The following is a 26,820-nucleotide window of genomic DNA, read 5'->3' as shown; positions in this document are numbered from 1 at the left end:
TTAACCGCGGGGGGTTAATAAAGGCGCACAGCAGAGATCAAGCAGATGCGGACTGCAGTTCCGCTTCCTTCTCGTCACGGAGGGCCTTGCTGAGCTTCTCACCCTCGATGTCGACGTTCGGCAGAATCTTGTCCAGCCACTTCGGCAGCCACCACGCCTTGTCGCCGAGCAGTGCCATGACGGACGGGATGATCACCATGCGCACGATGAAGGCGTCGAAGAACACCGCCGCGGCGAGCGCGAATCCGATCGACTTGATGAACGAGTTCGGTTCTGCGATGAAGGCACCGAACACGGAGATCATGATGACCGCGGCCGCACTGACCACGCGGGCACCGTGGTTGAAGCCGATTGTCACGGCCTCCTTCGCGCTCGCACCGTGGACGTACTCCTCACGCATACGCGTCACGAGGAACACCTGGTAGTCCATCGCCAACCCGAACACCACGCCGATCAGGAAGATCGGCATGAAACTCACGAGCGGTTGCGGGTTCGAGATGATGCCCAACCAACCGTGCTGGAAGATCGCCACCGTCGCACCGAATGTCGCGAGCACGCTGAGCAGGAAGCCGAGCGTCGCGGTCAGCGGAACCAGGATCGAACGGAACACCAAGAGCAACAGAATGAATGCAAGGCCGACCACTACGGCAAGGTAGGGCACCAATGCATCCTTCAGCGTGTCCGAGACGTCGCCTTCGAGTGCGGTCTGACCGGTGATGCCGTAGCTGACGCCGATCGAATCATTGAGTCCCGCTTCTGCTCCGCGGAGGCTGCCCACCAGATCCATCGTGGCCGGATCGGTCGGTCCGCTCTTCGGAGTGATCAGTACCTGCGCGGTGTTGCCGGCCTCGTTGACTCCGACGACCTGTGCGTTCTGGACGTCACCGAAGCTCGAGATGGTCGAGACGACCTCCGCAAAGGCCTCCCCGGCGGGGACGCTGGCATCCTTGGCGTCGACAACGGCGATCAGCGGTCCGTTGCGGCCGTCGCCGAAGCCCTCGTCGATCAGGTCGTACGCCTGACGCGCACTGGTCGCCGGGTCACCGGTGGCCTCCGACGGCAATGCCAGGCTCAATCCCGTTGCGGGCAGAGCCAATGCGCCCAGAAGAACTACTCCACCGATCAGCGGCACGAGTGGACGACGAACGACGGCGGTGATGAAGCGCAGAGCCAGCTTCGGCTTGCCTGAATCATCGTTTTCGGACTCCTCCGCACGCTTGCTGAGGAAGGGAATCTTGCCGGCAAAAGCCTTGCGCCCGAACATACCCAGGATTGCGGGCAGCAAGGTCAATGCGATCAGGACCGCGATCAGCACCGTGAAGGCCGCTGCCGCACCCATGTCCGAGAGGAACGGGATACCGACGACACGCAAGGCAACGAGCGCGATGATGACTGTCAAACCGGCGAATACCACTGCGGAACCGGCGGTTCCGACGGCGCGACCTGCTGCTTCGGCACGGTTGTCGGTGAGGGTGAGCTCATGCCTGAACCTGGACATGATGAACAGCGAGTAGTCGATCGCCACGGCCAGACCGATCATGATCGCCAGCGTCGGAGTCATCGAACTGAGATCCATGAATCCGGTGGCAACCGTGATTCCAAGGCTGCCGATAGCGATACCGATGATCGCGGTGAGGAGCGGAAGCCCCGCGGCCACAAGCGAACCGAACGTGATGGCCAGAACGACAGCGGCAACGGCGATACCGATCAGCTCGGTGACACCACCGGGCATCTCCGCTTCCTGAGCAGCAGAACCACTGACCTGGACGTTGAGCCCCTCGGCCCGACCGACATCGGCTGCGGAGTTGATCGAATCACGCAACGCCTGATCGAGATCGGCGAAGTCACCGCTGAACGGAACCTCGACGTACCCGACCGTGCCGTCGGCACTGAGCGGCGACAACGCGCGCGCGTCGTCCACGGCCTGCGTCTCGGAAGTTCCAGCCGCAGCAGCCTTTTCCTTGAACATCGCAACCATGGAGTCGTTGCCGGTAACCGGATTGACCAACGCCTTCGCGGCCTGTTCCGGAGTGGCAGTCGCCGGGTCCACCTTGGCGGAGTCGGCGACCTTGTCGATGCCACGAATACTCGCGAGCATGTCGTCCATGGCCTTGACGTTCGCCGGATCGGCCAGCGTCGTGCCCGCCGGAGCTTGCACTACGTATCGCGCGCTCAGCGAATCCATCGGGTTGGGCGCGTCGGGAAAACGCTCCGCCATCAGGTCTTGCGCCTGCTGTGCCGGGGTTCCCGGAATGGAGAACGAATCCTTGGTGGGGCCGGACAGAGTGGCTGCCCCGACGCCCATCAGGACCAGGATTATCAGCCAAACGCTGAGGACCGCGCCTTTTCGCCGGTAGGCGAACTTGCCGATCCGATAAAGATAGGTGGCCACGACGGGCTCCTTGCTGTTTCGGTGCGTGTACGTGGACAGGTATTACGTATGGGGCTCAGAGACGGGACATCTCAGGGACGCGACACCTCAGGGACGGGCGTCGGCGCGGGCAATCCGGCACGAATCTGCCGAAAAGCGTCGTGAACCAACTCTTCCGGACTGGAAGCCTCCGACTTTCCGCCAGTCCAGACGTCGATCACCGATTTAGCGGCTCCTCCCACCGCTCCGAGGAGGAGCGTCGGGTACAGGTCCTTCTCGGCGTCGGTACCGGTGCGTTCCGCCAATGCCTGAACGACTGCACGGTTGATCCGCTGATGCATGTCTGCGGCATCCCGGTAGAGCGCGGGACTCGAATCCGACAGCAGCCAGATACTTGCCTTCTCACTCCCACTCGGACCTGAGTCGTTCACGATTTCGACCACAAGTTCTTCGAGGACGTCGAGAATTGGTTCGTCCGCGGGCCGCGACGCAAGCGCCTCGATCCACAGGTTCACCGATTCCTCGAAACTGGCGAGCACTGCCTCCTCCTTGCTGGAGAAGTAGTTGTGGAACGTCCTCGTCGACACTCCGGCCTCGGAGGCGATCGCGTCAGCGGTGACGCATTCGATCCCCAGCGCACGAGCGAGCCGTGCTGCCGCGCCACTGAGTGCGGCACGGGTTGCTGCCTTCTTGCGGTCGCGAAGGCCTTGTTCGATGATCACTCCAACACGGTACCCAACTTGCAGAGCTCTGCAACTTTGCAGAGCTCTGCAATATTGTGCGATCGAACACACAACGCGGAAACTCGAGGCGTACCTCACACTCACGCACGGCAAATGCCTGAACAGCACGACAGAGAGAGTTGTGAGCAGCTCCACGGCGTGACGCCCACTGCCAAGCTGACGCGTGAATCAACATGGCCTGACATACTTTGCGGTGAATTAACCGCAATGTGCTCGGCGAAGGAATCTGATGGACCCGCTCCTGCATACCTGGCCGGTTTCGTCCACGGTAATGCTGTGGGGATCGAAGTCCGGACGAGGCTCCGTACTACGTCTCGTCCGTCTCACCATCGGATTCTGCTCACTCAATTTCTCGATCGTGGCGTTCCTGTTTCTCCTCAGCGGAGAGGGACCGGACGGACCGTTTGCGCGCAGTTGGCTCGTCGGCATTGCGACCGTCAACCTGATCCCCACGATTCTCTGGTTTGTCGGCCGAATCAGAGGTTCACGCATGCTCAAGCTCTACGGTCTGTGGGCGGATCTCGGAACTGCCTCGATTCTCATCACCTTCACCAGCCATAACGCCGCCCTTTTCGGCGCGGCACTCTTTGTCGCCACCGGCGCCTACTTCACCTATTTTCTCGACCGCCGCTGGCTGGCATTCCACCTCGCCTTTGCCACGACGTTTGTCATCGCCCTGACCGTGCTCGGCCTGACGAACGGCGACTACTCGGCAACCAGCGTGATTGCACGCACCGACGTCGTACTGTGTGCCGTGATCTTCATTCCGGCCACCATTCAATTCACCTGGCGGCAATTACTCTCGCGCGCAACGGGATCCAAGGTGGATGCACTCACCGGACTGCTGAACCGGCGAGGGCTGTGGGACATGTCGGAGCGCATCTGGTCGGTCGCGTCGGCAAATCGTGCCGACATTGCTGTTGCCGTCGTCGACATCGACAAGTTCAAGGCTGTGAACGACACCTTCGGTCACGAAGTCGGTGACGCCGTCATCATCCGGACCGGAACGCGCCTGCAGGAGCATGTGAACGGTTTCGGCTACGCCGCGCGCACCGGCGGCGAGGAGTTCACCGTTGTGATGATCGGCACCCCGTACGGACTTCGCAAAAGAATCGCGACACTGCCCAAAGCCGTCGTGAACGCTTCCGACGACCCCTTGGCCACGGTCAGCGTCGGAGCAGCGACGCTACCTTTCATCCCGCATCAGGAAGAGTTCGACTACAACGAGTTCTCCCGAGCAATCGTTGCGGCCGATCATCTGATGTACGACGCAAAATCCGCGGGAGGCAACACTGCGAACACTGCTCCTATGACTGTTCCACGTCGACGGGCACACTGAAACCGGGCTGTATCAGCGCCGATTCCACGCCTCGGGATCTGCCGTCAGTTCGTGAATGAACTCGGGCAACTCTCCACCTGCAACATCGGTGAGTGTGACATTTTCGAGCACAGCACGGAGGTTGACGCGCACTGCAATCCACACCTCCTTGAGGGGCGTCGCCGGCCCCCCGTAGTCGACGTCTTCCGGTCGCTGACCCCGAATCGAAGCAAGCGGTCCTTCGACGGCTCGTATGACGTCTGCAATCGTGATCTCGTCCGCGGACCGAGCGAGCCAGTATCCCCCGTCCGGGCCTCGACGGCTGTTGACCAAGCCGCCGCGCCGCAGGTCCGAGAGCACCGCTTCCAGGAACTTGTGGGGTATGACCTGGGATTTGGCGAGAAACTCGGCCTTGGCCGGGTCAGGACCAACTGCCGCGAGCTCGACCAGAGTCCGCACGGCGTAGTCCACCTTCGCGGTGATATGCACCGGCAATTCCTACCATCGTTCTATGAATAGTCGCAACAAACCTGCGAGTTCTTCGCCGCAAAGGGTTCCGTGACGTTACATTTTGATGCATGATGTAACGATCGAAGCTAGAGAACAGGACAAATCGCGTGTGGGAAACCCTTCTCGAATCATGGAAGTCACTTCTCGAACCGCTCCATGATCCAGTCACGCTCGCAATCCCCGCGTTTGTCATCTTCCTGGCAATCGAATGGTTCGCGGCCCGCGCTCTCGAGGATCATCCCGACGACGCCGACGGACGCGCACGACCCGCGGAAGGCGGCTACCGAAGCGTCGACGCCAGAACCAGCGTTCTGCTCGGACTCGTGTCGATCGCAACGAGCACCTTCTGGAAAGTGCTGGCGCTGATCGGCTATTCCGCAATATGGGTGTACCTCGCTCCGTGGCACCTCTCGCCGACGGCCTGGTACACCTGGGTGATCCTGCTGCTCGGAATCGACGTCCTCTATTACGCGTATCACCGCATCGCGCACCGAGTTCGGGTCATCTGGGCCACACACCAGGCTCACCATTCGAGTGAGTACTTCAACTTCAGCACCGCACTGCGGCAGAAGTGGAACAACAGCGGTGAGATCATCATGTGGTTGCCGTTGCCGTTCCTCGGGATTCCGCCGTGGATGGTGTTCGTCGGCTTCTCCGTCAGCCTCGTCTACCAGTTCTTCGTCCACACCGAACGTGTCGGAAAACTTTGGCGGCCCATCGAATTCATCTTCAACACGCCGTCACACCATCGCGTCCACCACGGCTCCGACGCCGAGTACCTCGACCGCAACTACGCCGGAATCCTCATCATCTGGGACCGGATGTTCGGAACATTCGCAGCCGAAACCCACCGGCCCACCTACGGACTCACGACGCCGGTCGGAACGTACAACATCTGGAAGCTCCAAACACGCGAATACGCTGCCATCGCTCGCGACTGGAAAGCGTCGAAGTCGTGGCGCCAGCGCGCAGGCTACGTGTTCGGCCCACCCGGCTGGGCACCGAAAGCCGAGGTCACGTCAGCAGAATCCACAGCCCCGTCGCACTGAGCAGGAGCAGGGCGACCGCGAGAGCAGCACCCATACCCAAAGCAGGCGTTGCCTTTTCGGCTGAGAACTGGGCCAACCGCCTGGGCCGCGACCGACGTTCGTAGACCGTCACCGCGACGACAAGCACGGCAGCGAGGGACGGGCCGATCAGTGCTACCGAACCGAACGGCGGCAACCATCTCAAACAGGCGGCAGACAAGCCGAGGATCGACAGACTCGTCCGTACGAACGAGAGCGATGTGCGCTCGGACTGCAAGCCCTTGTCCGGAGGCTTGACACCTTCCGACGGTTCCAGCGCGGTCAATCAGTTCACGACCTCGACCACCAAGACGGTCGCGCAGATCACCAGCACGATGCCGACCACCGGCGCCATCAGCGGTACCGGCAACGAGCGCTCAGCACGCAGTGCTCGCTCGGCGCTGATCCAGTGAACAAAAGAAGTGATGGCGATCAGAGCGCCGCCGACGAGTAACAACGCGGCCAAGCCGGCACGAACCGTCGGGTTGAGAATGTCGCCGCCGAACGCTTCGAGTCCGACGCCCGACGCGACAAAGGCCGTCGCCGTGCGGATCCAGGCCAGATACGTCCGCTCATTGGCGAGAGTGAACCGTGGATCGGGGTCTTCGCCCGTTCGGAACGGTCTCCACCGGGGCATCACCTGTTCATTCCGTCCGGGCAGAAATCGCGCACTGCCTTCGGAACGGACAACGAGAAAAAAAGGTCATGTCCTTAATCTTCCCTGCCCGCCCCGAAGCAGCGCGAATCGGGTGGACGTAATTCAGCTCGCGGCGAGTGAGACGAGGAAGTCCACCGAGCCACTGCCGTCGACGGTGACAAAACCGAGGGACGGGGGTTCAACTCCGAAATCGGTCCAGGTAACTGGAATCGAGCCCGATGCAATCAGCGAATCACCCGAATGCAGCACGGTCATGTCGACCGACACCGGCTTGGACTGACCTTTGAGAGTCAAGGTGCCAGACACCGTGACCGTCGCAGTTGTGCCATCTGTCGGTACAGCACCCAAGTCCACCGGCGAGTCGATCGTGAACGTCGCCGTCGGATACGTGCTGGTATCCATCACATTGCCCGTGAACTGGCCGTCGCGCCGATCCGAGTCGGTCTTGATGCTTGCCACCTGCACCGTCACTTCGCCTGACGTGAGCTTTTCACCCTCGACAACCGCGTTTCCGCTCACCTCGCCGGTGGTTCCGACGACGGTCACACTCGATCCGTTGAGAATCTCGTGCACGGTGTATCCCGCTGCCGTCTGGTTGTCCCCCTGCCCGGCGACGACGGTCCACTGCCCGTCGATCGATCCGGACGCCGCTTCTGCACCCTGAGTAGATACCACGGCCGCCGGCGCATCGTCTTCAGCGATGAATTTCCCGTACGCCCACGGCCCCACAAGCAGGGCGAGTACGACCACAACTACTGCTCCGCCGATCCACCAGATCTTTTTCATGGGTTCGACGATAGTTGCAGCTTCAACGATTGTCAGGACTTACGACCTGGGAGAACCCTGTGAAAGCGCTCCACGAACACCGAAAGCGGGCACACCCGCAGCCATTAGTAATCATTTGGTAAAGTGGTTTTGCATTCCGGCCCCCAGCCTGGAGTGCCTGGGCCGTGCGCATCGAATCATGCATCGATCCCGATGCGCACGGTCTGCCCGAAACACGAATCACACCGATCGGGGGAGCTCGCAATGGCGGACCTGACGCTCCTGACCGACGACGAGTTACGCGAGCGTCGGATCGCCCTCAGTCGATCCCTCACTACCGCAGCAGATTTGATCCCCACCCCGCCACCCTCGTTCTTCGAGAAGCTGAAGCAGGACATCGATGCCGCCGCTGCAGAGTGGATCGCTCGCCGCTCCTGAACTTCGTCAACCTGTGAATGTCCACCGGAGGACGGCCCCTCCCCCATAAGACTTAGTGCGGCTTCCGATCTCCTCCAAAGTCCATCGCTGCCCTCGTCCGAATGGCGGACTGGCCGGTCGTCCGATGGTCCAGTCGGAGCGTGTCCGTCCTGACGGTCGGCAGCGCTCGCACGCCAGGTTTATCACACAAAAAAGCTCCCCACCTGTGTGAACAGGTGGGGAGCTTTGGCGGTGGCGGAGGGATTTGAACCCTCGGACGGGGGTTACCCGTCACACGCTTTCGAGGCGTGCTCCTTAGGCCGCTCGGACACGCCACCGTTGGTGACTTTACCGGATGGAGTGCCCGTGGCCGAAATCGCCAGGTGGAGCGGTATTACGTGAGCTTGTCCTTGATGCTGGATGCGGCGTCCTTGACCTTCTCGCCGGCGTCCTTGACGGCCGATTTCACCTGGTCGCCTTTACCTTCGTTTTCGAGGTCCCGGTCACCGGTAGCGCTGCCAGCAGCTTCCTTGGCCTTGCCCCCGAGGTCTTCGGCCTTGTTCTGAGCCTTGTCTGCGATTCCCATGAGTACTCCTCTGTGAACGCGAACGAATCACCTTCCGGCGATTCGCCGATACCCTGACGGCATCTGATCTCCACCATGCCCGTGATTACCGGTTCCGGCTACCCGAGTGTGCGATCACTCTCGATGGGGAATACCGATTTCAGGCCCGCTGCTCGCGGAAGAAATCTTCCAAAAGCCCAGCGCATTCGTCCTCGAGGACCCCGCCGCGCACCTGCGGCCGATAGGTCAATCTTTTATCTCGAACTACGTCCCATAATGATCCGACGGCTCCGGTTTTCGGCTCCCACGCCCCGAAAACGACCCGAGAAACCCGGGCGAGGACCAGAGCGCCCGCACACATCGTGCATGGCTCAAGGGTGACGGCCAGCGTCGCACCTTCCAGGCGCCAGCCGTCGCCGTAGATTTTTGCGGCAGCACGCAACGCGAGGATTTCGGCGTGCGCGGTCGGATCGGACGACGCTTCCCTTGCATTGGAGGCCCGAGCAACTTCGACGCCGTCTGCGTCGAACACCACTGCCCCGACCGGGACGTCTGCGTCGGAGGCGGAACGTGCGGCCACGATGGCCGCACGGATCATGCGCTGATCGTCAGCGAGAGTCATCTAGCGCGGGAGCTTGTCGAGCGCTACGCCGAACTCGGATGCGAACCCGAGTCGCTGCGCGATCATCCCCAACTGCTCGTCCGGATAAAGATCGGTCTCGGCCGCGATGACGGCGAGCACGGGTTCCGGCAGGCCCAGATCGGCCAGCACGGACAGATCGCCCTCTTCCCAGGGTTCGACGTCGTCGAGGTCGTCCGGATCGATGTCGGGGATCTCGATGTGCAAGGCGTCGAGGACGTCAGCTGCGATGTCGTAGTCGATGGCGGCGGTCGCGTCGGAAATCAGCAACTGCGTGCCGGACGGCGCCGGACGCAACACGATGAAGAACTCGTCGTCGACGTCGAGAAGACCGAAGACGGCACCCGAACTTCGCAGCTCACGCAGCTGCGTTTCGGCGGCCGAGAGCGAGGTCAACGCGTCGGGCGTCAATGCCTTGACCGTCCAACGCCCCTCTTCACGGACCACCGCGACACCGAAGCCTTCAAGCTCCTCCGACTGGTTCGAAGAGGCGCTCTTGTTACCCGCGCGCTGTGCACCCATGGCGCAACGGTAGCCCGCCTGGTGCCAGTGAGTGAAGTCCGAGCATCGATGTGCCAACCTGAACTCGTGTCTGCGATCGATTCCGCCCCACCAGTCTGCGTTCTCGGCCTCGGATTGATCGGCGGTTCGCTACTTCGCGCCGCCGTCCGATCCGGTCGTCAGGCGTGGGGTTACAACCGTTCCAGCGAGTCCGCCGACGCGGCCCGAGCCGACGGTTTCGACGCCGACACCGATCTGGTTTCAGTACTGCAGAGAGCGAACGAGAGCGGTGCGATCATTGTGATCGCCGTGCCGATGCCTGCCGTCGACGCCACCTTGGAGGCAATCGCCGCGCATGCGCCGAACAATCCGATCACGGACGTCGTCAGCGTCAAGGGCGAAGTGAAGGCCGCGGTCGAACGAGCGGGCTTGAGCGCCAAGTTCGTGGGCGGTCATCCGATGGCGGGGACGTCAGCTTCGGGTTGGGCGGTCGGGGATGCCGATCTGTTCGTCGACGCGGTGTGGGTCGTTGCCACCGACAACGGCGTCGACGCAGACGTGTGGTCGCAGGTCGCCGACCTTGCACTCGACTGCGGCTCGGTGGTCGTGCCGGCCGAATCTCTCGAGCACGATCGAGCTGTTGCACGTATCTCGCACCTGCCCCACCTACTGGCGGAAACACTCGCGATCACCGGAGCTGCCGGCGGCGAACTGGCCCTTGGGCTGGCTGCCGGGTCATTTCGCGACGGCACCCGCGTAGCCGGGAGCGCTCCTGGCCTGGTGCGGGCGATGTGCGAGGGCAACCGCGACGCCCTGCTGGTCGCACTGGATGAAGTGCTCGACCTTTTGCAGGGTGCACGTACCGATCTGCTCGACAACGGCTCGACGGCACGATTGGTCGACTCGGGGTTCGCTGCGCGCGGCGCTTACGAGTCGCACGAGCGTTGGGACATCGAAGACGTTCAGGTCGGCGAACCCGACTGGATCGAGCGGATGCGGGACGCCGGTCGACGCGGCGGCGTCATCCGGCGATCCGAAACCTAGAGGTACGAAACCTAGATTCGAGTTGCCAGACCCGGGTAGTCGAGGACAAAGCCTTCGGTATCGACGGCCAGCGTCGAGCTGGACACCGGGGACAGCACACTGATTCCGTCGGTGCCGCTGCTGTAGGTGATGGTCGCACCCTCGACGCGCAGGTCGAGAAGGTTGACGTAGACGACCGGGACCTCGGCGTCTTCGATGTCGTTCTGCAAGCCGACGCGGCGGATGGGCAGCGTGTTGAAGAACGGGCTGAGGATCACGTCGACATCAAGTGCGCCATCGAACGCAGAGCGCTGGTGACTGGCGCCGTTCTCGACCATCCAGGTGCCTTCTTCGTCCCGGCTGATCGACATCTGACGCTCACCGGCGGCCAGGGCGGTCCGCACCGACAGCCGGCGGGTGATGCCGGCCTCGTCGGTGACCAGGTCGTATGACGCACTGAATGCCGGGTGCTCACTGCAGGCTCCACCGATGATCCGGCCGGAAGCCTTGATGCGATTTCCGTTCAGCTGCACACGAACAGACTCCATACGAGGAGCGTTGTGGGCCTGCCAGGTCAATACCGCGGGCCAGGACGCGTCACCGGAAGGTTGGATGCTCACCCGACCACGGTAATGGACGAACGGGCGCGGAGCACCGCTGGTTCGGGTTATTGCTTCGATCAGGGACCTTTTAGGGACTTCGATCGGCCCCGAAGATCTCGATGTAAGCCGTTTCACAACGCTTCTTCCGCCAGGAGCACCCCGCAGACCGAATAGTTGGCAAACGGTGTCGGAGTTCTCGAGTACCGTGCTTCTAGGTCGGTTCGTGAGGAAGGGTGCTGTGACGTCGTCGCGGAGCATGGTGGGTTTGTTTGCCGGTATCGGCGGGCTCGAGTTGGGGCTCTCGGAACATGGGTGGAACACCGAACTGCTGTGTGAAATCGATCCGGGCGCCCAGGCAGTTCTCCGTTCGCGTTTCGCCGACGTGCCGTTGCACGGCGACGTCACCAAACTGCGTGCGCTGCCCAGCGACATCGAATTGGTGGCCGCCGGTTTCCCCTGCCAGGACCTCTCTCAGGCCGGCAAAACGGCGGGCATCACCGGCGCACGCTCAGGCCTGGTGGACGAGGTGTTCCGTCTGGTCAAGCGCAAGAAAGGCCCGCGCTGGCTGTTGATCGAGAACGTTCCGTTCATGCTGCAACTCGGCAAGGGTGCTGCCATGCGGCACATCACCGACGCTCTCGAAGACCTCGGATACACCTGGGCATACCGGGTGGTCGACGCCCGCGCCTTCGGACTCCCCCAGCGCCGCCAGCGCGTCATCATGCTTGCCTCGCGCACGGACGATCCTCGCGAAATCCTGTTCGGCCAGGACGCCGGCGAGCGCCTGGGAGGTGATCCCGCGGACTACCCCTGCGGCTTCTACTGGACCGAAGGCACTCGCGGACTCGGATGGGCCGTCAATGCGGTGCCGACGCTCAAGGGCGGCTCGTCCGTCGGCATCCCCAGTCAGCCGGCGGTCCGGTTGCCGTCCGGCGAGATAGTCACTCCCGGCCTCGTCGACGCCGAACGCCTGCAGGGTTTCGATCCCGACTGGACGCTTCCGTCCGTCGAGGTTCCCGGCCTACGCCACAGCCACCGATGGAAGCTCGTCGGCAATGCCGTGAGCGTGCGGATGGCATCGTGGGTCGGTGGCCGGCTGAACGATCCCATCGAATACGACGCCGCCGGCGAAACGCCACTCGAACCGGGCGACGCGTGGCCGAGTGCGGCGTGGGGCCGTAACCGCCAAGCCTTCCGCGTCCACACCTCGACCTGGCCGGTCCAGTACGACTACGAGGATCTGAGTGGCTTCCTCGAGGACACGCGGTTGCTGTCGGCGCGGGCCACAGCCGGCTTCCTCAAGCGCGCACGCATGGGCAATCTTCGGTTCATCCCCGGTTTCATCGAGGACGTCGAAAGCCATCTCGAGCGGATGGGCGGATACCCCGAGGCCGCGGCATGACGGAATCACTGTTCCCCGAACCTGAAACGCTATTCCCCGAACCGCTGTTTTCCGAGCCGGAACACGAACCACTGTGGAGTGCACTGCAACTCGCGGGCGACAAGCCTCCGGCCGACGCCGATCGCGGCGAGAAGAAGAACTACGCCCAACGACTGTCCAATCAACTGGCACAGACGGTGGCCGACGCTCTGCGTCCGCTGTATCCCAACATCACCCCGACAGCGTCCGGCGAAGGCCAGGAGGCAACCGTTGATGTCGCCAAGGGCCGAAAGCGCTTGGACGTCAAGGCACTCGACCCCACTCTCGGCCTGATCCTCTGCGTCTCCATCAAGACGTACAACTTCCAGGACTACAGTCCCCGCAGCGGAAAACTTGGACGGTGGACCAAGAACATCGTCCGCAACGACCACGAATTGCGTGGCGAGGCAATGGTTCTGCATCAGCGTCAGCCGTACAGCGTGTTGGTCGCCGTCATGTTCGAGCCGTACGCCACGTGCGACGACGGCGACCCGACCAAGACCAGCGACACCGGCAAATCCTCTTTTGCACACCACGTCACGACGCTCTCGAAGCGCTCGGGCCGGGGCAAGCGCGCAGTGGTCGGCGTTCCAGGAAAGGCCTGGGTGGATCTCGGCGCCGAGGACACCCGCTACGACCTCTTCGAGAAGGTCTACATCGGACTCTACGAACCCGACGGCGCGGTTCGGTTCTTCGACGTCGACGAACCGCCGCCGCGCAACGGCCGGCCCACCGAAGCTCAGACGCTCTCGTTCACCGACTTCGTGACCGTCGTGCACGGTGAAGTGGAGCGTCGCAACAGGTTTGCGCCCACCTGGTCCGATCCCGAAGACAGCGACGATTCCGACGGCTGAGGGAACCACGGTGCCTGCGACGGATCCTGCCACCAGCGCTCGGATGAGCGCTCAGCGTCGGCGCGACACCAAACCTGAAATTGCACTTCGACGCGAGCTTCATCGGCGCGGACTCCGGTACTTCGTGGACCGGGCGCCTGTCAAAGGTGTTCGCCGACGCGCTGATCTGGTGTTTCCGCGCCGCAAAGTCGCGGTGTTCGTGGACGGATGCTTCTGGCACAGCTGCCCGCAGCATGCGACGTTTCCCAAGAACAACGCGCAGTGGTGGACGGACAAGTTGGCCGCCAACGTGGTTCGAGACCGCGACACCGATGCACGTCTGACAGAGCAGGGTTGGACCGTCATCCGCATCTGGGAGCACGAAGATCCGCTGGTAGCAGCCGAACGCGTCCAGAAAGCCCTGCTCGGTCCGTAAGCTCGATTTCGTGAAGGAACGCAACGTTGCGCGGTGGGGTTTGGTGGCTGCGCTGGCTCTGGGCGGAATCGTCTACTCGTCGTGGATTCTCGAATTTTTCCTCGACACCGGCCTCGACCCGGTGACATCGTTCCTCAGCGAACTCGATGCCGAGAACCAGAAATACCGTGACGTCTTCGGCAATGCCGACGTCCTGTCCGCGATCTTGATGTTGATCTCCGGAGCGCTGGGTCTGCTGATCACGCCCAGGCGCAGGCTCTACGTCACGGGCTGGATTGCGCTTGCAGTGTTCGGCATCGCCACAATCGCCGACGCGTCGTTCCCTCTCGAATGCTCGGGCGAGGGCTGCCCGTCGAGCGCACCCGACGGCCTACTTCCGCAGCTCCACCATGTTCACGCATTGACGAGCAGCGTGGCGGTGTTCGCGATCTTCACCGCGATGATCGCATTCACCGTGGGAGCGTTCAGGTATCGCGAACACCGGTCGTTGCGTACGACCGGCCTGACCATTTTGATCCTGACTTCCCTTGCGACGGTGTGGATGTTGACGACCAACAGCATCGAAGTCTCCGGCGGCGGTAATCTCGGACTGGGTATCGCTCAACGCGCACAGGTGTTGGGGATGTCGTTGTGGTTGTGCACCCTGGCATTTGCGATGTCGAGGCCGCCATCCACCGGGCTCCCGGCGTCGCCACGCTGACAGGTTTTCCGGCAACCGATTCGGGCGATCCTGGAACTACAACTGAAAATGGCTGCCCCGAACTAGCGAAGGTGTGCCCATGTCTCTCGCGTCGTCGTTCTTCGCCCATCCACACCAGGCGTTCACTGCCGGTTTCTACCGCAACGAGTCCTTCGACTTCGAGCTAAGAGTCGTTCTCGGGCAAGCCACCTACGGCGCGGCAGATACCGGCGAAGTGCTCTCGGCCATCGCTCATGTCGGCGAGAAAGACCTCGAGGGCTGGTACGAGGCCTGGTTCGACCTCGGCACACGAGTATTCGGGCACGCCGATGAGGCGGCCGAGGCCGGGCATTCACGAAGCGCGTCCAACGCGTACCTGCGGGCGGCGTCGTACTTCGGTGTGGCGATCAACGCCGTAGACGGTCTCAGCGACGATTCGGTTCTGGTCCCCACTTTCAAACGTCACCGACAAGCGTGGGACCGCTTCGTCGACACCACCGCCCAGCCCGTCGAACGCGTCCGGATCCCTTACGAGGACACCTACTTGCCCGGGTACTTCTTCCGGCCGCCCGGCGACGTGCGACGGCCGACGTTGATCATGGTGAACGGTAGCGACGGCCCGATCAGCGGGCTGTGGGGCAGCGGCGGCGCCGGGGCCCTCGAGCGGGGCTACAACGTGTTGATGTTCGACGGTCCCGGTCAGCAGTCGATGCTCTTCGAGCGCAACATCCCGTTCCGTCACGACTGGGAATCCGTCATCACGCCCGTCGTCGACTATCTCGTGGACCGGCCGGACGTCGATGCGTCGAAGCTGGCGATCTACGGGATCAGTCAGGGCGGTTACTGGGTACCGCAGTCGTTGGCGTTCGAGCATCGGATCGCGGCAGCGATCGCCGATCCGGGGGTCGTGGACGTGGCCGCGTCGTGGCTCGCCCATATCCCCAAGAACATGCAGAAGCTGCTCGACGAGGGGAAGTCGGAGGCCTTCGACCGCGACATGGCGATAGGGCTGGGGATCAAATTCTCGAAGGACAGCGCCCGGATCTGGCGTTTCCGAGCGCGTCCGTACCTCGCCGACGGTTACTACAACACTCTCGCCGAGGTTCGGAAGTACCACCTCGAACACGTCGCCGGCTCGATCTCCACTCCCCTGCTCATCACCGATCCGGAAGGCGAGCAGTTCTGGCCCGGTCAATCCAAGCGGCTTGCCGCCCCGTCCGGCGGACCGACGACGGTGGTTCCCTTCACCGCTGCCGAGGGCGCGAACTTCCACTGCCAGCCCATGGCGAGGCGTCTGACGGATCAGCGAATGTTCGACTGGCTCGACGAGCAGTTGGATCTCTGAATCAGGACACTTTCTCCTTTTTCGTCAAGAGAGTGGCGAGCATCGGCAGCAGTAGAACGGTGATCGCACCGGCCGCGACAAGAATCGACGCGTTGTCCGAGGACATCTGATGCGCGTCGACGGCAGCGCCCGTGACCGCCACGATCATGGGCAGACCGGTAGCCCCGTACAACGCGACTTGCGCACTTTCGCGCGTGGTGAAGGGCGGCTCGACCTTCTCGAACTTGGTCACGAAGAACACCGGCACACCGCGGACGACAACGATCAGGATCAAAAACGCAATCAGTATGCCGGGACTGGCGGCGACCGCCGAGACGTCGATTGCCATGCCTGAAGTGATGAAGAAGATCGGGATGAGGAACCCGAAGGCGATCCCGTCGAGCTTGATCTCGAGGCGCTCGTCGCCCTCTGGCATCAGTCGCCGCAGGATGAAGCCGGCGGCAAACGCGCCGAGAATGACGTCGAGTGAGAACACGGCCGACAGCACTCCGAGGCTGACCAACAACAGAACGGTGAGGCGGACCGTCGTCTGCGCCGTGGTGTCCGCTCCTGCCCGCACCAGCCGATGTGTCCACGAGCCTTCGTGAATCAGCTTGCCGGGCAGCACCGCCACGACGATGGCGATCAAGGCGAAGACGGCAAGAACGATCAGCGACAGGACGGCACCACGGGCACTCAGCAGCACCGCCATCGCGACGACCGGCCCGAGTTCGCCGACGGCCCCGTGATTGAGGACCGTCTTGCCCAAGCGTGTGTCGAGGAGTTTGTTGTCCTTGAGGATCGGCAACAGCGTGCCCAGTGCGGTCGACGTCATTGCGATGGCAACAGCGGCTTCCGCGGAGATCACGTTCCTCATGCCAAGCAGCGCGACCACCGTGAACGCCAACGCGAGGCAGAACAGCCACGTGTAGAGCGCTCGACGTCCGCCGCGCCCACTGAGTTCCTGTCGGTCGATCTCGTAGCCGGCGAGCAGGAACAGCATGCCGAGGCCGAGTTCGCGGAGGATTCCGATCGCTTCGCTGTCAGCGGCGATGTTGAGGGCGAACGGCCCGACCACGGCGCCCGCGACCAGTAGCAACACCACTTCGGGAACCAGTCGACGCGGGATCAACCCCGCGACTATCGGCGCGATGGCCGCGATCAGCGCAATCCAGAACAGCGACGAGGCAATTGAAGGCACGGATCATTATCGGACATAGGTGACGGATCTGCGCTCAGTACAGGTACTTGCGGTACGCCTCCTGCCGAGCCGGCTCCAGATCCTCGACAAGCAGGCTGTGCTGCTCGGCCATCATGTCGCGCAGACTCGGTACGTCATCGGATGCGGGCCACGTCGACGGATCCCACAGCTTCGCCCGCAGAATCGCTCTCGCGCAATGCAGATACGCCTCGTCGATCTTCACGATCACAGCAAGCTGTGCCGGCTTGCCGTTCATCGCCATCGAGTCCAACAGATCAGGATCGGTGGACAGAGTCGCCGTGCCGTTGACGCGCACGATCTCGTCGTGCCCGGGCGCGAGAAAGAGGATCCCCACGTGAGGATTTTCGATCATGTTCCGGTAGGAGTCAGCGCGCCGGTTGCCCGGACGATCCGGGAGCACGAGCGTCTTCTCGTCGGGAAACAGAACCTGACTGACCAAGTCTCCGCGCGGCGAGCAATCGCAATTTCCGGCCGCATCGGATGTCGCGAGCACAAAAAACCGTGCCTGCTCGATGAATTCACGGATCAACGGAGTCGTGTAGGCGGTCTGCTTCTCCATGATCGTCGGATGGGGCTGTCCGAGAATCGCATTGAGTTGTTCCACGGATTCGATCCGCCCGCCCGTGGCGTTCGACGCCGTCACGTCAACACGTCGTCGAGAACGTGGTGGCGCCCGAGCGGCAACACCAACGGCTTACCCGAGATGGGGTCGGGGATGATTCGGCTCTCGAGACCGAAAACGGTGCGGACGTTGTCGCTCGTGAGCACCTCGGCAGGATCACCCGCCGCGTAGACCCGACGATCGGCCATGGCGACGAGGAAGTCGGCGTAGCGGGCGGCGAGATTGAGATCGTGCAGAACCATGACAATCGTTGTATCCCGAGTCCGGTTCAGGTCGGTGAGCAGGTCCAAGACCTCAACCTGGTGGCTCACGTCCAAGAAGGTGGTCGGCTCGTCGAGAAGAAGCAGATCGGTTTGTTGGGCGAGCGCCATCGCAATCCACACACGTTGGCGCTGACCACCGGAAAGTTCGTCCACCGATCGTTCGGCCAATTCGGTTGTGTCCGTTGCCGCAAGCGCCTCGGCGACGGCTGCGTCATCCTCTCGACTCCACCTCGACAGCACCCGCTGATGTGGATGTCGGCCTCGGCCGACGAGATCGGCGACAACTATCCCTTCCGGTGCGATCGGTGACTGCGGCAGCAGACCGAGCGTGCGAGCGAGCTTCTTCGCGGGTAGGCGATGAACATCCTTGCCGTCCAACAGAACATGACCGCTTCGGGGACTGAGTAGCCGCGACATCGACCGCAGCAGCGTCGATTTGCCGCACGCGTTGGCGCCCACGATGGTCGTGATCTTTCCCGGCGGCACCGCGAGGTCGAGCGATTCGACGACGGTCCGTCCTCCGTAACCGAGTTCGAGGTTTTCGACAGTCAGAGTATGGGATTCGGTCACAGCGAACCTCCCGTTCGGTTGGAGCGAATGATGAGGTAGACGAGATACGGCGCTCCCAGCGCGCCAGTCACCACGCCAACGGGGTAGCGGGTGCCGAAGGCGTACTGTCCGCAGAAATCGGCAACTAGCACCAGCAGCGCTCCGACCAGCGCCGACGGAATCAAAAGTGATGTTCCCGGACCGACGATGCGGGCGGCGATGGGCCCTGACAGAAATGCGACGAAGGCGATGGGCCCCGCAGCGGCAGTGGCAAAGGCGATGAGTCCGACGGCCGCAATGATCGTCAGAATGCGCGTTCGTTCCACTCTGACGCCGAGCGCTTGTGCTGCGTCGTCACCGAGCTGGATGGTCGAAAGGTTGCGCGATTGGCTCAGCAGCACAGGTCCGAGGACAACCAGCGCCAGGAGTACGGGAACCGTCGAACCCCAGTTGGCACCGTTGAGGCTGCCGGTGAGCCAACGCATCGTCTCCTGCAGATCCCACGCGGCGGCGGTACTGAGCAGGTAGGCGGTGACGCTGTCGAGCATCGCGGCGATGCCGATACCGATCAGGATCAGCCGAGTGCCTGCTACACCGTCTCGGAAGGACAGAACGTAGATCAAGACTGCGACGCCCAGACCGACAGCGATGGCGAAGATCGAGACCTGCGAGCCGCCGAGCGAAAGCGAGATGATCGCGAAAGCCGCTGCAGCGCTTGCGCCGGAGCTGATCCCGATGATGTCGGGGCTCGCGAGCGGGTTGCGCAGCATCGTCTGGAACGTGATGCCACCCAAGCCGAAACAGATTCCGGCGACCACAGCTAGGACAGCGCGAGGCAGCCGGAGGCGGCCGACGGTGAACGAGGCACCAGGCACGTTCTCCCCCAGCACGACGCGAAGCACATCTGACGGCGGGTAGAAGGTTTTTCCCACCATCAGAGTGACCGCGAAGGAGGCGACGACGAGGACCGTCAGCACGGCAATCACGATGCGGCGGCGTCTACCTCGTCGGATACGGCTTGCTCCGACTGCGTCGACCTCGACTTCGGGAGTAACGAATGTAGTGGTCACAGCTCACGTATTTTCTGACGGCGGACGATGTAAATGAAGAAGGGCGCTCCGACGAGCGCGGTGATGATGCCGACGTCGATTTCGCTCGGCCGGGCGACAATTCGTCCGAGAATGTCGGCGGCGACGAGAAGGCCGGCACCTGTCAGCGCAGAAAACGGTAGTAGCCAACGGTTGTCGATACCGATCAGCAACCGGCACAGATGCGGGACAACCAAACCGACGAAGCCGATCGGTCCGGCAATGGCAGTGGCTGCACCGCAGAGCAACACTGCACCGAGCGCTGCCACTGCACGAACCACCGCGACGCGTTCGCCGAGACCTGACGCAACCTCGTCGCCGAGCGCAAGAGAGTTGAGACTGCGCGCTGACAGCAGACAGATCACGAAGCCGACAATGAGGAAAGGCAGACCCTGCCGGATCACCTCGAAACTCGCGCCACCGACGCCGCCGATCTGCCACGAACGAATGTTGCCCGCAATATCGTTTCGCGGCAGCATGATCGCAGTGATGAACGAAGCAAACGCAGCCGATGTTGCGGCCCCGGCAAGAGCCAACTTGAGTGGCGTGGCTCCACCTCGCCCGAGTGACCCGACTACGTAGACGAACAATGCCGCCCCGGCTGCACCGAGTACGGCCACCCAGATCATGCTGGTCTGGGTCCACAATCCGAACCACGCCATTCCGATCACCACGGCGAGCGAAGCGCCCATGTTGACGCCCAGGATTCCGGGATCCGCCAAAGGGTTTCGGGTAATCCCCTGCATCACCGCGCCGGCAAGACCGAGCGCAGCACCCACGACGATCGCGAGCACCGTCCGCGGAATGCGCTTGGCAATCGCACCCTGACCGATATTGTCGGTGGAACCGCCAAGTGCGGCAACGATGTCGGACCAATCGACCTCACGAGAGCCGATGACGATCGAGGCGCACATGAGCACCGCGAGGACCACGAGAAGGGCGATCAGCCACAGCGAATTGCCGAACGTCGGGCGCCGCGTATCGCTGGCGCCCGACGTCGAATCCTGCGAGGTTACAGTCACTCCGACTTTCCAGCAGCCCCGGCGAGCAGATCGACATAGTCGCCGAGTACCCACGAAATGGCGAGCGGAGTCGGGTTGGCCGCCGTTCCCATCGGGCCGGTTCCGTTGAGGAACACGATCGAATTGTTGGCGACGGCAGGCATCTGCGAGAGCAGCGGGTCAGCCTTGAGTGCGTCGACAAGTGCCTGGTCACCGTACGTGACGATCAGTTCGACGTCGTCGAAGACGTCCACACGCTCGGCACTGACCTTCTTCGAGAACTCACCACCCGTCGAGGCGTCGGCAACGCTCTTCGGCGTCGAAAGTCCGAGGTCCTCGAAGAACGCGGCACGTGTGTCGTTCGCAGTGTAGAAGCTGACCTGACTCAGGTCGGCAGTGTCGACGTGCGTCAGGAACATTGTTGCTTTGCCGGCAAGCTGCGGATGTGAGGCAACCTCGTCGGCGATCTCCTTCTCGATGGTGGAGATCAGTTCCTGCCCTTCGGATTCCATGCCGAGGCCCATGCTGTTGAACTTGATGACGTCACGCCACGACGTCGCCCACGGCCCCTCGGGATACGCCACAACCGGAGCGATCTCACTGAGAGTGTCGTAGTCCTCCTGCGTCAATCCGGAGTACGCGGCAAGAATGACGTCAGGGTTCGTATCGGAGACGGCTTCGAAGTCGATGCCGTCGGTCTCGTCGAAGAGCACCGGCGGCTTCGCGCCGAGGTCGTCGAGCTTTTCCTCGACCCACGGCAGCATTCCGTTGCCGTTGTCGTCGCCGAACGTCGCCGCTGCCATTCCGACGGGAACCACGCCGAGAGCAAGGGGCACTTCGTGATTGGCCCAGGCAACGGTGGCAACTCGCTCCGGCTTGGCGTCGATCGTCGTAGTTCCGAAAGCGTGCTCGATCGTGACAGGGAAGGAGCTGGATCCGCTTCCGGCGCTGCCGCCGTCGGCGGTCTCCGAGGAGCCGGAACTGCAAGCTGTCATGCCGAGGGCGACTGCGACCGCTGCTGCGGCCACCGCCAAGAAGCGTTTTGAACGCATGAAAACAGAACTCTCTCGAGAAGGGGTACGGCCCTCAACCCGGCTCAATCAGGCACTTAGGTGAGGTTTGCCTAAACCGTATACGGGAGGGCAATGTGGCGCAATCGCGTGTTTGGGACACCCGGTGTAGCGATCGAGACAAGGTGTGATGGCCGATCAGCTAGCCCGGAACATCCCTGGTGTGGCCCCGGTGGTGCGCCGGAATGCCGCACCGAACGCACTGGTCGAGTGGTAGCCCACGCGCTCGGCAACCTCTTGCAGATCCAAGCCGTGTGCAAGAAGCGTCACCGCCCGTTGGGCGCGCACCGCTGACACCCACTGCCCGAAACTCATCCCGGTCTCCGACCGAAATACCCGGGTGATGGTTCGCGGGCTGACGCCGAGGAGCCTTGCCCAGTCGGACAGCGTTCGCATGTCACTCGGATCGTCACCGATCGCGTCGACGATGGGTTGCAGAAGCGCCGAGTCCGGCACCAGAACCAGCAACTCGTTGGGTGACGGCGCCAGTACGTCGATCACCATCTGCTCTGTGAGCGAGCGCGAAGAGGTTCCGAGTGAATCGTCTGCCAGTCGCTCGAGGAGGTTCCGCAGCAGCGGAGTCACCTCGATCGCCACCGGCACGTCGGACAGAGACGGAACCGATGCGATGTCGAGCTGAGCGGCCCGATACCAGGTTCCGGCGGGCGCGATCGCCGAGTGCAGGACGCCGGCGGGCATCCACAGACCGACGGTCGGGGTGATCGTCCACGTGCGCGATCCCACCGTGGCGCTCGACGCTCCTCGCTCGTTCCACAACAATTCGTGGGTCGGGTGCGAGTGCGCCTCCCACCGGGTCTCGCGGGAGACAAGCTCGTCCATGCCCGCGATGACAAAGGGCACCTCGACCGCCCCGGCCGAGTAGACCGGGAGCGTCCGACTGTCGACGGTCTCCAACGGGTTCTCCTCGGTTCGCGCGGCTGCTCCGGAGAAAGCATAGGTCGCGGGGATCGGTTGTTGGTTCCTACGATCGCGAGGGTCACCGACCGAAATTCGCCGAGGTGACGTCACACACATTCAAAAATCGCGAATGCACCACAACAAAAAGAAGGTCACAGACCGGAGTCTGTGACCTTCTTTCTTGTGCGCCCGAAGGGATTCGAACCCCTAACCTCTTGATCCGTAGTCAAGTGCTCTATCCGTTGAGCTACGGGCGCATGTTCTGTTGTCTTGCTGATCTTGCGTGTCTTGCCGTCGTACTTTCTATCATTTCTAACCCGCCGGTCAAAATCACCGGCTTGGCGGAGGCGAGAGGATTTGAACCTCCGGTCCCTCGTAAAAGGGACAACTCATTAGCAGTGAGTCCCATTCGGCCGCTCTGGCACGCCTCCCTGGGGGTTCCGATCCTTTCGGACCGCCGGATCGAAAGATTACACACCCTTCGCCACCAAAGGCAAAACGCGTGGTCAGCACCCTGATTTGTCGGCTTACCGCAGGTGGCTGTCGAACCAGTCGAAGATCCGGGTCTGAGCTTCGACGATCGAGGCCGAGCCAGGGTCGTCGAGGTCGGCGTCCTCGGACAGCTGTGGCGGCTCGTCCGCCCGGTGAGCCAGTCCGGCGTAGCTGACCACCAGTGTCGCGACGTCGGCCTTGGCGGTCGCTTCCCGGAGCAGAGTCACGTGCTCACGCGGCGTGCTGGGATCGTCCTCGCCGTACAGCGCCAACCACGGCGCCTGCAGGGAAGTGGCCGCGTCGACGAGCGCCTGAGCATCTACCGACAAGGCTTCGACGATTCCCCGGGCGGCGACGCTCACCGCGGCGCCGACGGGACGACTGGTGGCCACGAGCATCGCGGCGGTCCCGGCGTCGTCGAATCCGAGCACCCCGATGGTGTCCGCGAGAACTTCGCGTCCGACGAGCCAATCGAGGGTCGCGTCGAAGTCGGCGAAGAGGTTGTCACCGAACACCTCGCCCTGCATGTGTTCGGGTTCGCGGTGGAACAGGTGCGGTGCGACGCTGACCCATCCTTCGCCGGCGAGCGAACACATCAGATTCAGCAGAGCCGGGCTGAACTGGCGGGCTTCATGCAGGACGACGATCCCGCCCCGCGTCGGGCCGTCCGGCTCCACCACCGTCAGCGGAACAGCCGTGGCGACCTCCCCTTCGGCGCCGCGCAGATACGCGGTGGCCCGGAAGATTTCCGACATCTTCTAACTCTGACACGCAGACGGCCGCTACGCACCAAATCGGTGCGCGCATAATCGACTCGTGACCGCACACATTCGCCCTGACCTCGCCTCCATCCCCGCCTACGTTCCCGGACGCAATTTTCCGGGTGCGATCAAGCTGGCGAGCAACGAAACGACCGTAGGGCCGTTGCCCGGTGTGCGTGACGCCGTCGCCGACGCGGTCGCCAATGCCAACCGCTACCCGGACAATGCCGCGGTCGCACTCATCGAGGCGCTGGCCAGCTTCCTGAAAGTCGAGCCGGCCAACGTCGCCGCTGGTTGTGGCTCCGTGACGCTGTGCCAAGAACTCGTGCAGATCACCTGCGATCAGGGTGACGAGGTCATCTACGCGTGGCGGTCGTTCGAGGCGTACCCCGTGGTCACCCAGGTCGGCCATGCCGTCTCCGTCAAGGTTCCGCTGACCGAGGACTTCGGCCACGACCTCGACGCGATGCTGGCCGCGATCACGGATCGCACGCGGTTGATCTTCGTGTGCAACCCCAACAACCCGACCGGCAATGCGTTGTCGAAGGCAGAGCTCGAGAGCTTCCTCGACGCGGTCCCGGCGCACGTCGTCGTCGCACTCGACGAGGCGTACTTCGAATACTCACGCTCGGACGCCGACGGCATCGAACTGTTCCGCAGCCGCCCCAACGTGGTTGTTCTGCGCACCTTCTCGAAGGCGTACGGCCTCGCGGGAATCCGCGTGGGTTACGCGGTCGCGGATCCGGAGATCATCGTGGCCCTCGGCAAGGTGCACACCCCGTTCACCGTGAGCGCTGTCGCGCAGGCCGCCGCAATCGCTTCCCTGGCTGCAGCAGACGAACTGCTTGCCCGCACCGAAGGCGTCATCGCCGAGCGGAGGCGAGTGCGCAGTGCACTGATCGAAGCCGGGTACACCGTCCCCGAGTCGTCGGCGAACTTCGTCTATCTCCCCCTCGGAGAGCTCTCCCCCGGTTTCGCCGAGGCGAGTACCGAGGCGGGCATTCTGATCCGTCAGTACGGCGTCGAGGGCGTCCGGATGACCATCGGCGATCCACACGAGAACGACGCGTTCCTCGCTTTCGCGAACACCGACGTCGCGAAGCAGGCTGCGGGCATCGGCGTCACCGCGTGACACTCGATACATAACTGTTACGCCGAGGACTGGAATTCGTTTCGGCGGACGGGCACACTCAGGGAGGTTCGAGGCCGGTCCGAGTGAGGGAGCACGACGCATGACGCGACGCATGACACGAACGTGTGCCGTGCTCGCAACGACCCTTCTCGCCACCACCGCGACCTCCCTGAGTGCCGTCGCCACCGCCGAGTCCCAGGACACGGTGTCGGTACGTCTGCTGGCGTTCAACGATCTGCACGGCAGCCTCCGCCCGCCGGAAGGTGTTCGCAGCGAGATCAGGCAGGCCGACGGCTCGCTCACCCCCGCAGGTGGCGCGGCGTATCTCGCGGCATACGTGACGCAACTTCGCAGCCAAGCCACCAACTCGCTGCTGTATTCGGTCGGTGACAACTGGGGATCGTCGGCATTGGAATCGGCGATGTTCAACGACGAACCGACGGTCGAACTGCTGAATCGGATGAAGATCGACGCTTCCGCGATCGGCAACCACGAACTGGACAAAGGGCTCGCCGAGTTCCGTCGTATGCAGTCCGGCGGTTGCTCCGCCGTCGACGCGTGCACGTTCAGTCCGTCCTTCGGCGGCGCCAACTTCCCTCTGATGGCCGCAAACATGACGTACACCAACGGCACTCCGGCCACGCTGCCCTTCACCGTGAACATGGTCGACGGCATTCCGCTCGGAGTCATCGCGATTTCCCCCGCCAACACGTCGCAGATCGTCACACCGGGCGGGATCGCCGATCTGCAGTTCGGCGACGAGGTCGAAGCGATCAACCGCACCGCCGATGTCCTCGACTTCTTCGGCGTCAAAGCCATCACCGTTCTCCTGCACCGTGGGGACGAACCGGCCGTCGAAGGTGGGCCCAACGACTGCAACGTCGAGTCCGGCCCGGCCCGCGACATCGCTCTTCGTGCCTCACCGAAGGTGGACGTCATCTTCACCGCCGACAGCCACCAGCAGTACAACTGCGAATTCCCTGATCCCGCAGGCAATCCCAGAGTCGTCATGCAGGGCGCTTCGCACGGCCGGATCGTGTCCGTCGCCGACGTCACCATCGACCGCAACACCCGCGAGGTCGTTCGCGATCAGACATCCGCTTTCAATCAGATAGTGACACACGATATTTCGCCGGATCCCGATATTCAGGCTCTCGCCGACCGGGCCTGGTCGGAGGCGTCGGAAAGCGCTCAGCGACCGGTGGGGACCATCACCGCCGATCTGACACGGGATCGCGTCCCCAGCGGTGAATCGACACTCGGCAACCTGGTCGCCGACGCTCAACTCGCGGCCGGATCGACACGAGGCGCTCAACTCGCGTTGACGAACCCGGGCGGTATGCGCGAGGACTTGGACTTCGGCACTTCCGGCCAGGTCACCTACCGCCAGGCCTACGGTGTTCAACCGTTCGGCAACAGCCTCGAAGTGCTCTCCGTCACAGGAGCGGTGTTGAAGGACGCTCTCGAACAGCAATTCCAGATCGACCTCGACGGCACCGCTACCGAGCGCATCCTCTCCCCGTCCGCGGGCTTCACCTACGCCATGGACCGGCGAGCAGCGCCGGGCTCGCGAATCTCGGAAATGCGCTTGAACGGGCAGGACATCGCCCCCGACGGCGTCTACAGCGTCGTGGTGAACAAGTTCCTCGCCGAGGGCGGGGACGGTTTCACCGCACTGAAGAACTCCACCCAGATGACCGGCGCGGGCAACGACCTCGACGCCTTGACTGCCCTGTTCGCAGCCGGGTCCCCGGTCTCGCCGCCTGCCACCGATCGCATCCGCACCGTCGGCTGAATAGGCATCCCCCCGCTCGATTGCCTAGTCTCGAC

Annotated in this window: 29 protein-coding genes and 3 tRNA genes; 11 read left to right on the top strand and 21 right to left on the bottom strand. The window is 63.0% G+C overall.

What is annotated here, in order from left to right; all coding sequences use genetic code 11:
- Nucleotides 1-37: 37 nt before the first annotated feature.
- Both ABX74_RS10405 and ABX74_RS10400 read right to left on the bottom strand, forming a co-directional pair.
- A complete protein-coding gene (locus ABX74_RS10405; protein WP_019746493.1) occupies nt 38-2,392 on the bottom strand; it encodes an MMPL family transporter in 2,355 nt (784 codons plus the stop codon).
- A gap of 71 nt (nt 2,393-2,463) precedes the next feature.
- Entirely contained in the window at nt 2,464-3,093 is a 630-nt protein-coding gene (locus ABX74_RS10400; protein ID WP_047888782.1) for a TetR/AcrR family transcriptional regulator, read from the bottom strand.
- A gap of 250 nt (nt 3,094-3,343) precedes the next feature.
- Here ABX74_RS10400 and ABX74_RS10395 point away from each other — a divergent pair, with 250 nt between their 5' ends.
- On the top strand, nt 3,344-4,453 hold the full coding sequence (locus tag ABX74_RS10395) for a GGDEF domain-containing protein (protein ID WP_019746491.1): 1,110 nt from the start codon (nt 3,344-3,346) through the stop codon (nt 4,451-4,453).
- A gap of 12 nt (nt 4,454-4,465) precedes the next feature.
- On the opposite strand, the gene ABX74_RS10390 is transcribed toward ABX74_RS10395, so the two are convergent.
- Nucleotides 4,466-4,921: an RrF2 family transcriptional regulator gene (locus ABX74_RS10390; RefSeq protein ID WP_003943908.1), complete on the bottom strand. Its 456-nt coding sequence runs from the start codon at nt 4,919-4,921 to the stop codon at nt 4,466-4,468.
- Nucleotides 4,922-5,049: 128 nt separating this feature from the next.
- On the opposite strand from ABX74_RS10390, the gene ABX74_RS10385 reads away from it, so the two are divergent.
- Nucleotides 5,050-5,991 (top strand): sterol desaturase family protein, encoded by a 942-nt coding sequence (locus tag ABX74_RS10385; protein WP_020905867.1) that lies wholly within the window; start codon nt 5,050-5,052, stop codon nt 5,989-5,991.
- Here ABX74_RS10385 and ABX74_RS10380 read toward each other — a convergent pair.
- The 3 genes from ABX74_RS10380 to ABX74_RS10370 all read right to left on the bottom strand — a co-directional run bounded on the left by ABX74_RS10380 (nt 5,957) and on the right by ABX74_RS10370 (nt 7,453).
- On the bottom strand, nt 5,957-6,295 hold the full coding sequence (locus tag ABX74_RS10380; protein WP_041814532.1) for a DUF202 domain-containing protein: 339 nt from the start codon (nt 6,293-6,295) through the stop codon (nt 5,957-5,959). The genes ABX74_RS10385 and ABX74_RS10380 overlap by 35 nt on opposite strands.
- The gene (locus tag ABX74_RS10375) at nt 6,296-6,646 is read right to left on the bottom strand and encodes a YidH family protein (RefSeq protein ID WP_029537421.1); all 351 of its coding nucleotides are present in this window, start codon (nt 6,644-6,646) and stop codon (nt 6,296-6,298) included.
- 123 nt (nt 6,647-6,769) lie between these two features.
- Nucleotides 6,770-7,453, bottom strand: coding sequence for a YceI family protein (locus ABX74_RS10370; protein ID WP_047888781.1), 684 nt, complete (start codon nt 7,451-7,453; stop codon nt 6,770-6,772).
- Between the two features lie 243 nt (nt 7,454-7,696).
- Between ABX74_RS10370 and ABX74_RS30370 the strand changes: the two genes are divergently transcribed.
- Complete coding sequence (locus ABX74_RS30370) at nt 7,697-7,870, top strand: hypothetical protein (RefSeq protein ID WP_003943953.1); 174 nt, start codon at nt 7,697-7,699, stop codon at nt 7,868-7,870.
- Nucleotides 7,871-8,096: 226 nt separating this feature from the next.
- Here ABX74_RS30370 and ABX74_RS10360 read toward each other — a convergent pair.
- The 4 genes from ABX74_RS10360 to ABX74_RS10345 all read right to left on the bottom strand — a co-directional run bounded on the left by ABX74_RS10360 (nt 8,097) and on the right by ABX74_RS10345 (nt 9,576).
- Nucleotides 8,097-8,187, bottom strand: a tRNA-Ser gene (locus tag ABX74_RS10360).
- Nucleotides 8,188-8,243: 56 nt separating this feature from the next.
- Complete coding sequence (locus tag ABX74_RS10355; RefSeq protein WP_003943869.1) at nt 8,244-8,435, bottom strand: CsbD family protein; 192 nt, start codon at nt 8,433-8,435, stop codon at nt 8,244-8,246.
- 139 nt (nt 8,436-8,574) lie between these two features.
- Complete coding sequence (locus tag ABX74_RS10350) at nt 8,575-9,036, bottom strand: nucleoside deaminase (RefSeq protein WP_047271540.1); 462 nt, start codon at nt 9,034-9,036, stop codon at nt 8,575-8,577.
- On the bottom strand, nt 9,037-9,576 hold the full coding sequence (locus ABX74_RS10345; RefSeq protein ID WP_047888780.1) for a tRNA adenosine deaminase-associated protein: 540 nt from the start codon (nt 9,574-9,576) through the stop codon (nt 9,037-9,039).
- 48 nt (nt 9,577-9,624) lie between these two features.
- On the opposite strand from ABX74_RS10345, the gene ABX74_RS10340 reads away from it, so the two are divergent.
- Nucleotides 9,625-10,599 carry a prephenate dehydrogenase gene (locus ABX74_RS10340; protein WP_047888779.1) on the top strand — a complete coding sequence of 325 codons (975 nt, stop codon included), beginning with the start codon at nt 9,625-9,627 and terminating at the stop codon, nt 10,597-10,599.
- A gap of 11 nt (nt 10,600-10,610) precedes the next feature.
- On the opposite strand, the gene ABX74_RS10335 is transcribed toward ABX74_RS10340, so the two are convergent.
- Complete coding sequence (locus ABX74_RS10335; protein ID WP_019746484.1) at nt 10,611-11,198, bottom strand: putative glycolipid-binding domain-containing protein; 588 nt, start codon at nt 11,196-11,198, stop codon at nt 10,611-10,613.
- A gap of 238 nt (nt 11,199-11,436) precedes the next feature.
- Between ABX74_RS10335 and ABX74_RS10330 the strand changes: the two genes are divergently transcribed.
- The 5 genes from ABX74_RS10330 to ABX74_RS10310 all read left to right on the top strand — a co-directional run bounded on the left by ABX74_RS10330 (nt 11,437) and on the right by ABX74_RS10310 (nt 15,893).
- A complete protein-coding gene (locus tag ABX74_RS10330) occupies nt 11,437-12,582 on the top strand; it encodes a DNA cytosine methyltransferase (protein ID WP_174531793.1) in 1,146 nt (381 codons plus the stop codon).
- On the top strand, nt 12,579-13,454 hold the full coding sequence (locus ABX74_RS10325) for a hypothetical protein (RefSeq protein ID WP_019746482.1): 876 nt from the start codon (nt 12,579-12,581) through the stop codon (nt 13,452-13,454). The genes ABX74_RS10330 and ABX74_RS10325 overlap by 4 nt, the downstream gene beginning before the upstream one ends.
- Before the next feature lie 10 nt (nt 13,455-13,464).
- Nucleotides 13,465-13,869: a very short patch repair endonuclease gene (locus ABX74_RS10320; RefSeq protein ID WP_020905859.1), complete on the top strand. Its 405-nt coding sequence runs from the start codon at nt 13,465-13,467 to the stop codon at nt 13,867-13,869.
- A gap of 10 nt (nt 13,870-13,879) precedes the next feature.
- Nucleotides 13,880-14,569 (top strand): DUF998 domain-containing protein, encoded by a 690-nt coding sequence (locus ABX74_RS10315; protein WP_029254264.1) that lies wholly within the window; start codon nt 13,880-13,882, stop codon nt 14,567-14,569.
- Nucleotides 14,570-14,648: 79 nt separating this feature from the next.
- Nucleotides 14,649-15,893 (top strand): alpha/beta hydrolase family protein, encoded by a 1,245-nt coding sequence (locus ABX74_RS10310; protein ID WP_047888778.1) that lies wholly within the window; start codon nt 14,649-14,651, stop codon nt 15,891-15,893.
- A gap of 1 nt (nt 15,894) precedes the next feature.
- On the opposite strand, the gene ABX74_RS10305 is transcribed toward ABX74_RS10310, so the two are convergent.
- The 10 genes from ABX74_RS10305 to ABX74_RS10260 form a co-directional block, all read right to left on the bottom strand.
- A complete protein-coding gene (locus ABX74_RS10305) occupies nt 15,895-17,073 on the bottom strand; it encodes a cation:proton antiporter (RefSeq protein ID WP_019746478.1) in 1,179 nt (392 codons plus the stop codon).
- 34 nt (nt 17,074-17,107) lie between these two features.
- Nucleotides 17,108-17,737: a pyridoxamine 5'-phosphate oxidase family protein gene (locus ABX74_RS10300; RefSeq protein WP_047888777.1), complete on the bottom strand. Its 630-nt coding sequence runs from the start codon at nt 17,735-17,737 to the stop codon at nt 17,108-17,110.
- Nucleotides 17,734-18,549 carry an ABC transporter ATP-binding protein gene (locus tag ABX74_RS10295; RefSeq protein ID WP_047888776.1) on the bottom strand — a complete coding sequence of 272 codons (816 nt, stop codon included), beginning with the start codon at nt 18,547-18,549 and terminating at the stop codon, nt 17,734-17,736. Before ABX74_RS10295 ends, ABX74_RS10300 begins: the two co-directional genes overlap by 4 nt.
- On the bottom strand, nt 18,546-19,598 hold the full coding sequence (locus ABX74_RS10290; protein WP_047888775.1) for a FecCD family ABC transporter permease: 1,053 nt from the start codon (nt 19,596-19,598) through the stop codon (nt 18,546-18,548). The genes ABX74_RS10295 and ABX74_RS10290 overlap by 4 nt, the downstream gene beginning before the upstream one ends.
- Nucleotides 19,595-20,638: a FecCD family ABC transporter permease gene (locus tag ABX74_RS10285; RefSeq protein ID WP_020968171.1), complete on the bottom strand. Its 1,044-nt coding sequence runs from the start codon at nt 20,636-20,638 to the stop codon at nt 19,595-19,597. The genes ABX74_RS10290 and ABX74_RS10285 overlap by 4 nt, the downstream gene beginning before the upstream one ends.
- Nucleotides 20,635-21,669 carry an iron-siderophore ABC transporter substrate-binding protein gene (locus ABX74_RS10280; RefSeq protein WP_029254259.1) on the bottom strand — a complete coding sequence of 345 codons (1,035 nt, stop codon included), beginning with the start codon at nt 21,667-21,669 and terminating at the stop codon, nt 20,635-20,637. Before ABX74_RS10280 ends, ABX74_RS10285 begins: the two co-directional genes overlap by 4 nt.
- 156 nt (nt 21,670-21,825) lie before the next feature.
- Nucleotides 21,826-22,602, bottom strand: coding sequence for a helix-turn-helix domain-containing protein (locus ABX74_RS10275; protein ID WP_029537413.1), 777 nt, complete (start codon nt 22,600-22,602; stop codon nt 21,826-21,828).
- A gap of 187 nt (nt 22,603-22,789) precedes the next feature.
- Nucleotides 22,790-22,862, bottom strand: a tRNA-Arg gene (locus ABX74_RS10270).
- 82 nt (nt 22,863-22,944) lie between these two features.
- Nucleotides 22,945-23,036, bottom strand: a tRNA-Ser gene (locus ABX74_RS10265).
- Between the two features lie 96 nt (nt 23,037-23,132).
- The gene (locus ABX74_RS10260; protein ID WP_046377765.1) at nt 23,133-23,852 is read right to left on the bottom strand and encodes a dienelactone hydrolase family protein; all 720 of its coding nucleotides are present in this window, start codon (nt 23,850-23,852) and stop codon (nt 23,133-23,135) included.
- Nucleotides 23,853-23,913: 61 nt separating this feature from the next.
- Here ABX74_RS10260 and hisC point away from each other — a divergent pair, with 61 nt between their 5' ends.
- Nucleotides 23,914-24,990: a histidinol-phosphate transaminase gene (gene hisC, locus ABX74_RS10255; RefSeq protein WP_046377764.1), complete on the top strand. Its 1,077-nt coding sequence runs from the start codon at nt 23,914-23,916 to the stop codon at nt 24,988-24,990.
- Between the two features lie 100 nt (nt 24,991-25,090).
- On the top strand, nt 25,091-26,785 hold the full coding sequence (locus tag ABX74_RS10250) for a bifunctional metallophosphatase/5'-nucleotidase (protein ID WP_029254255.1): 1,695 nt from the start codon (nt 25,091-25,093) through the stop codon (nt 26,783-26,785).
- Nucleotides 26,786-26,820 lie beyond the last annotated feature (35 nt).

The sequence above is a fragment of the Rhodococcus sp. ARP2 genome (assembly GCF_001029585.1).
GTDB classification, from domain to species: domain Bacteria; phylum Actinomycetota; class Actinomycetes; order Mycobacteriales; family Mycobacteriaceae; genus Rhodococcus_F; species Rhodococcus_F erythropolis.
This window is presented reverse-complemented; position numbering and strand designations above follow the sequence as displayed.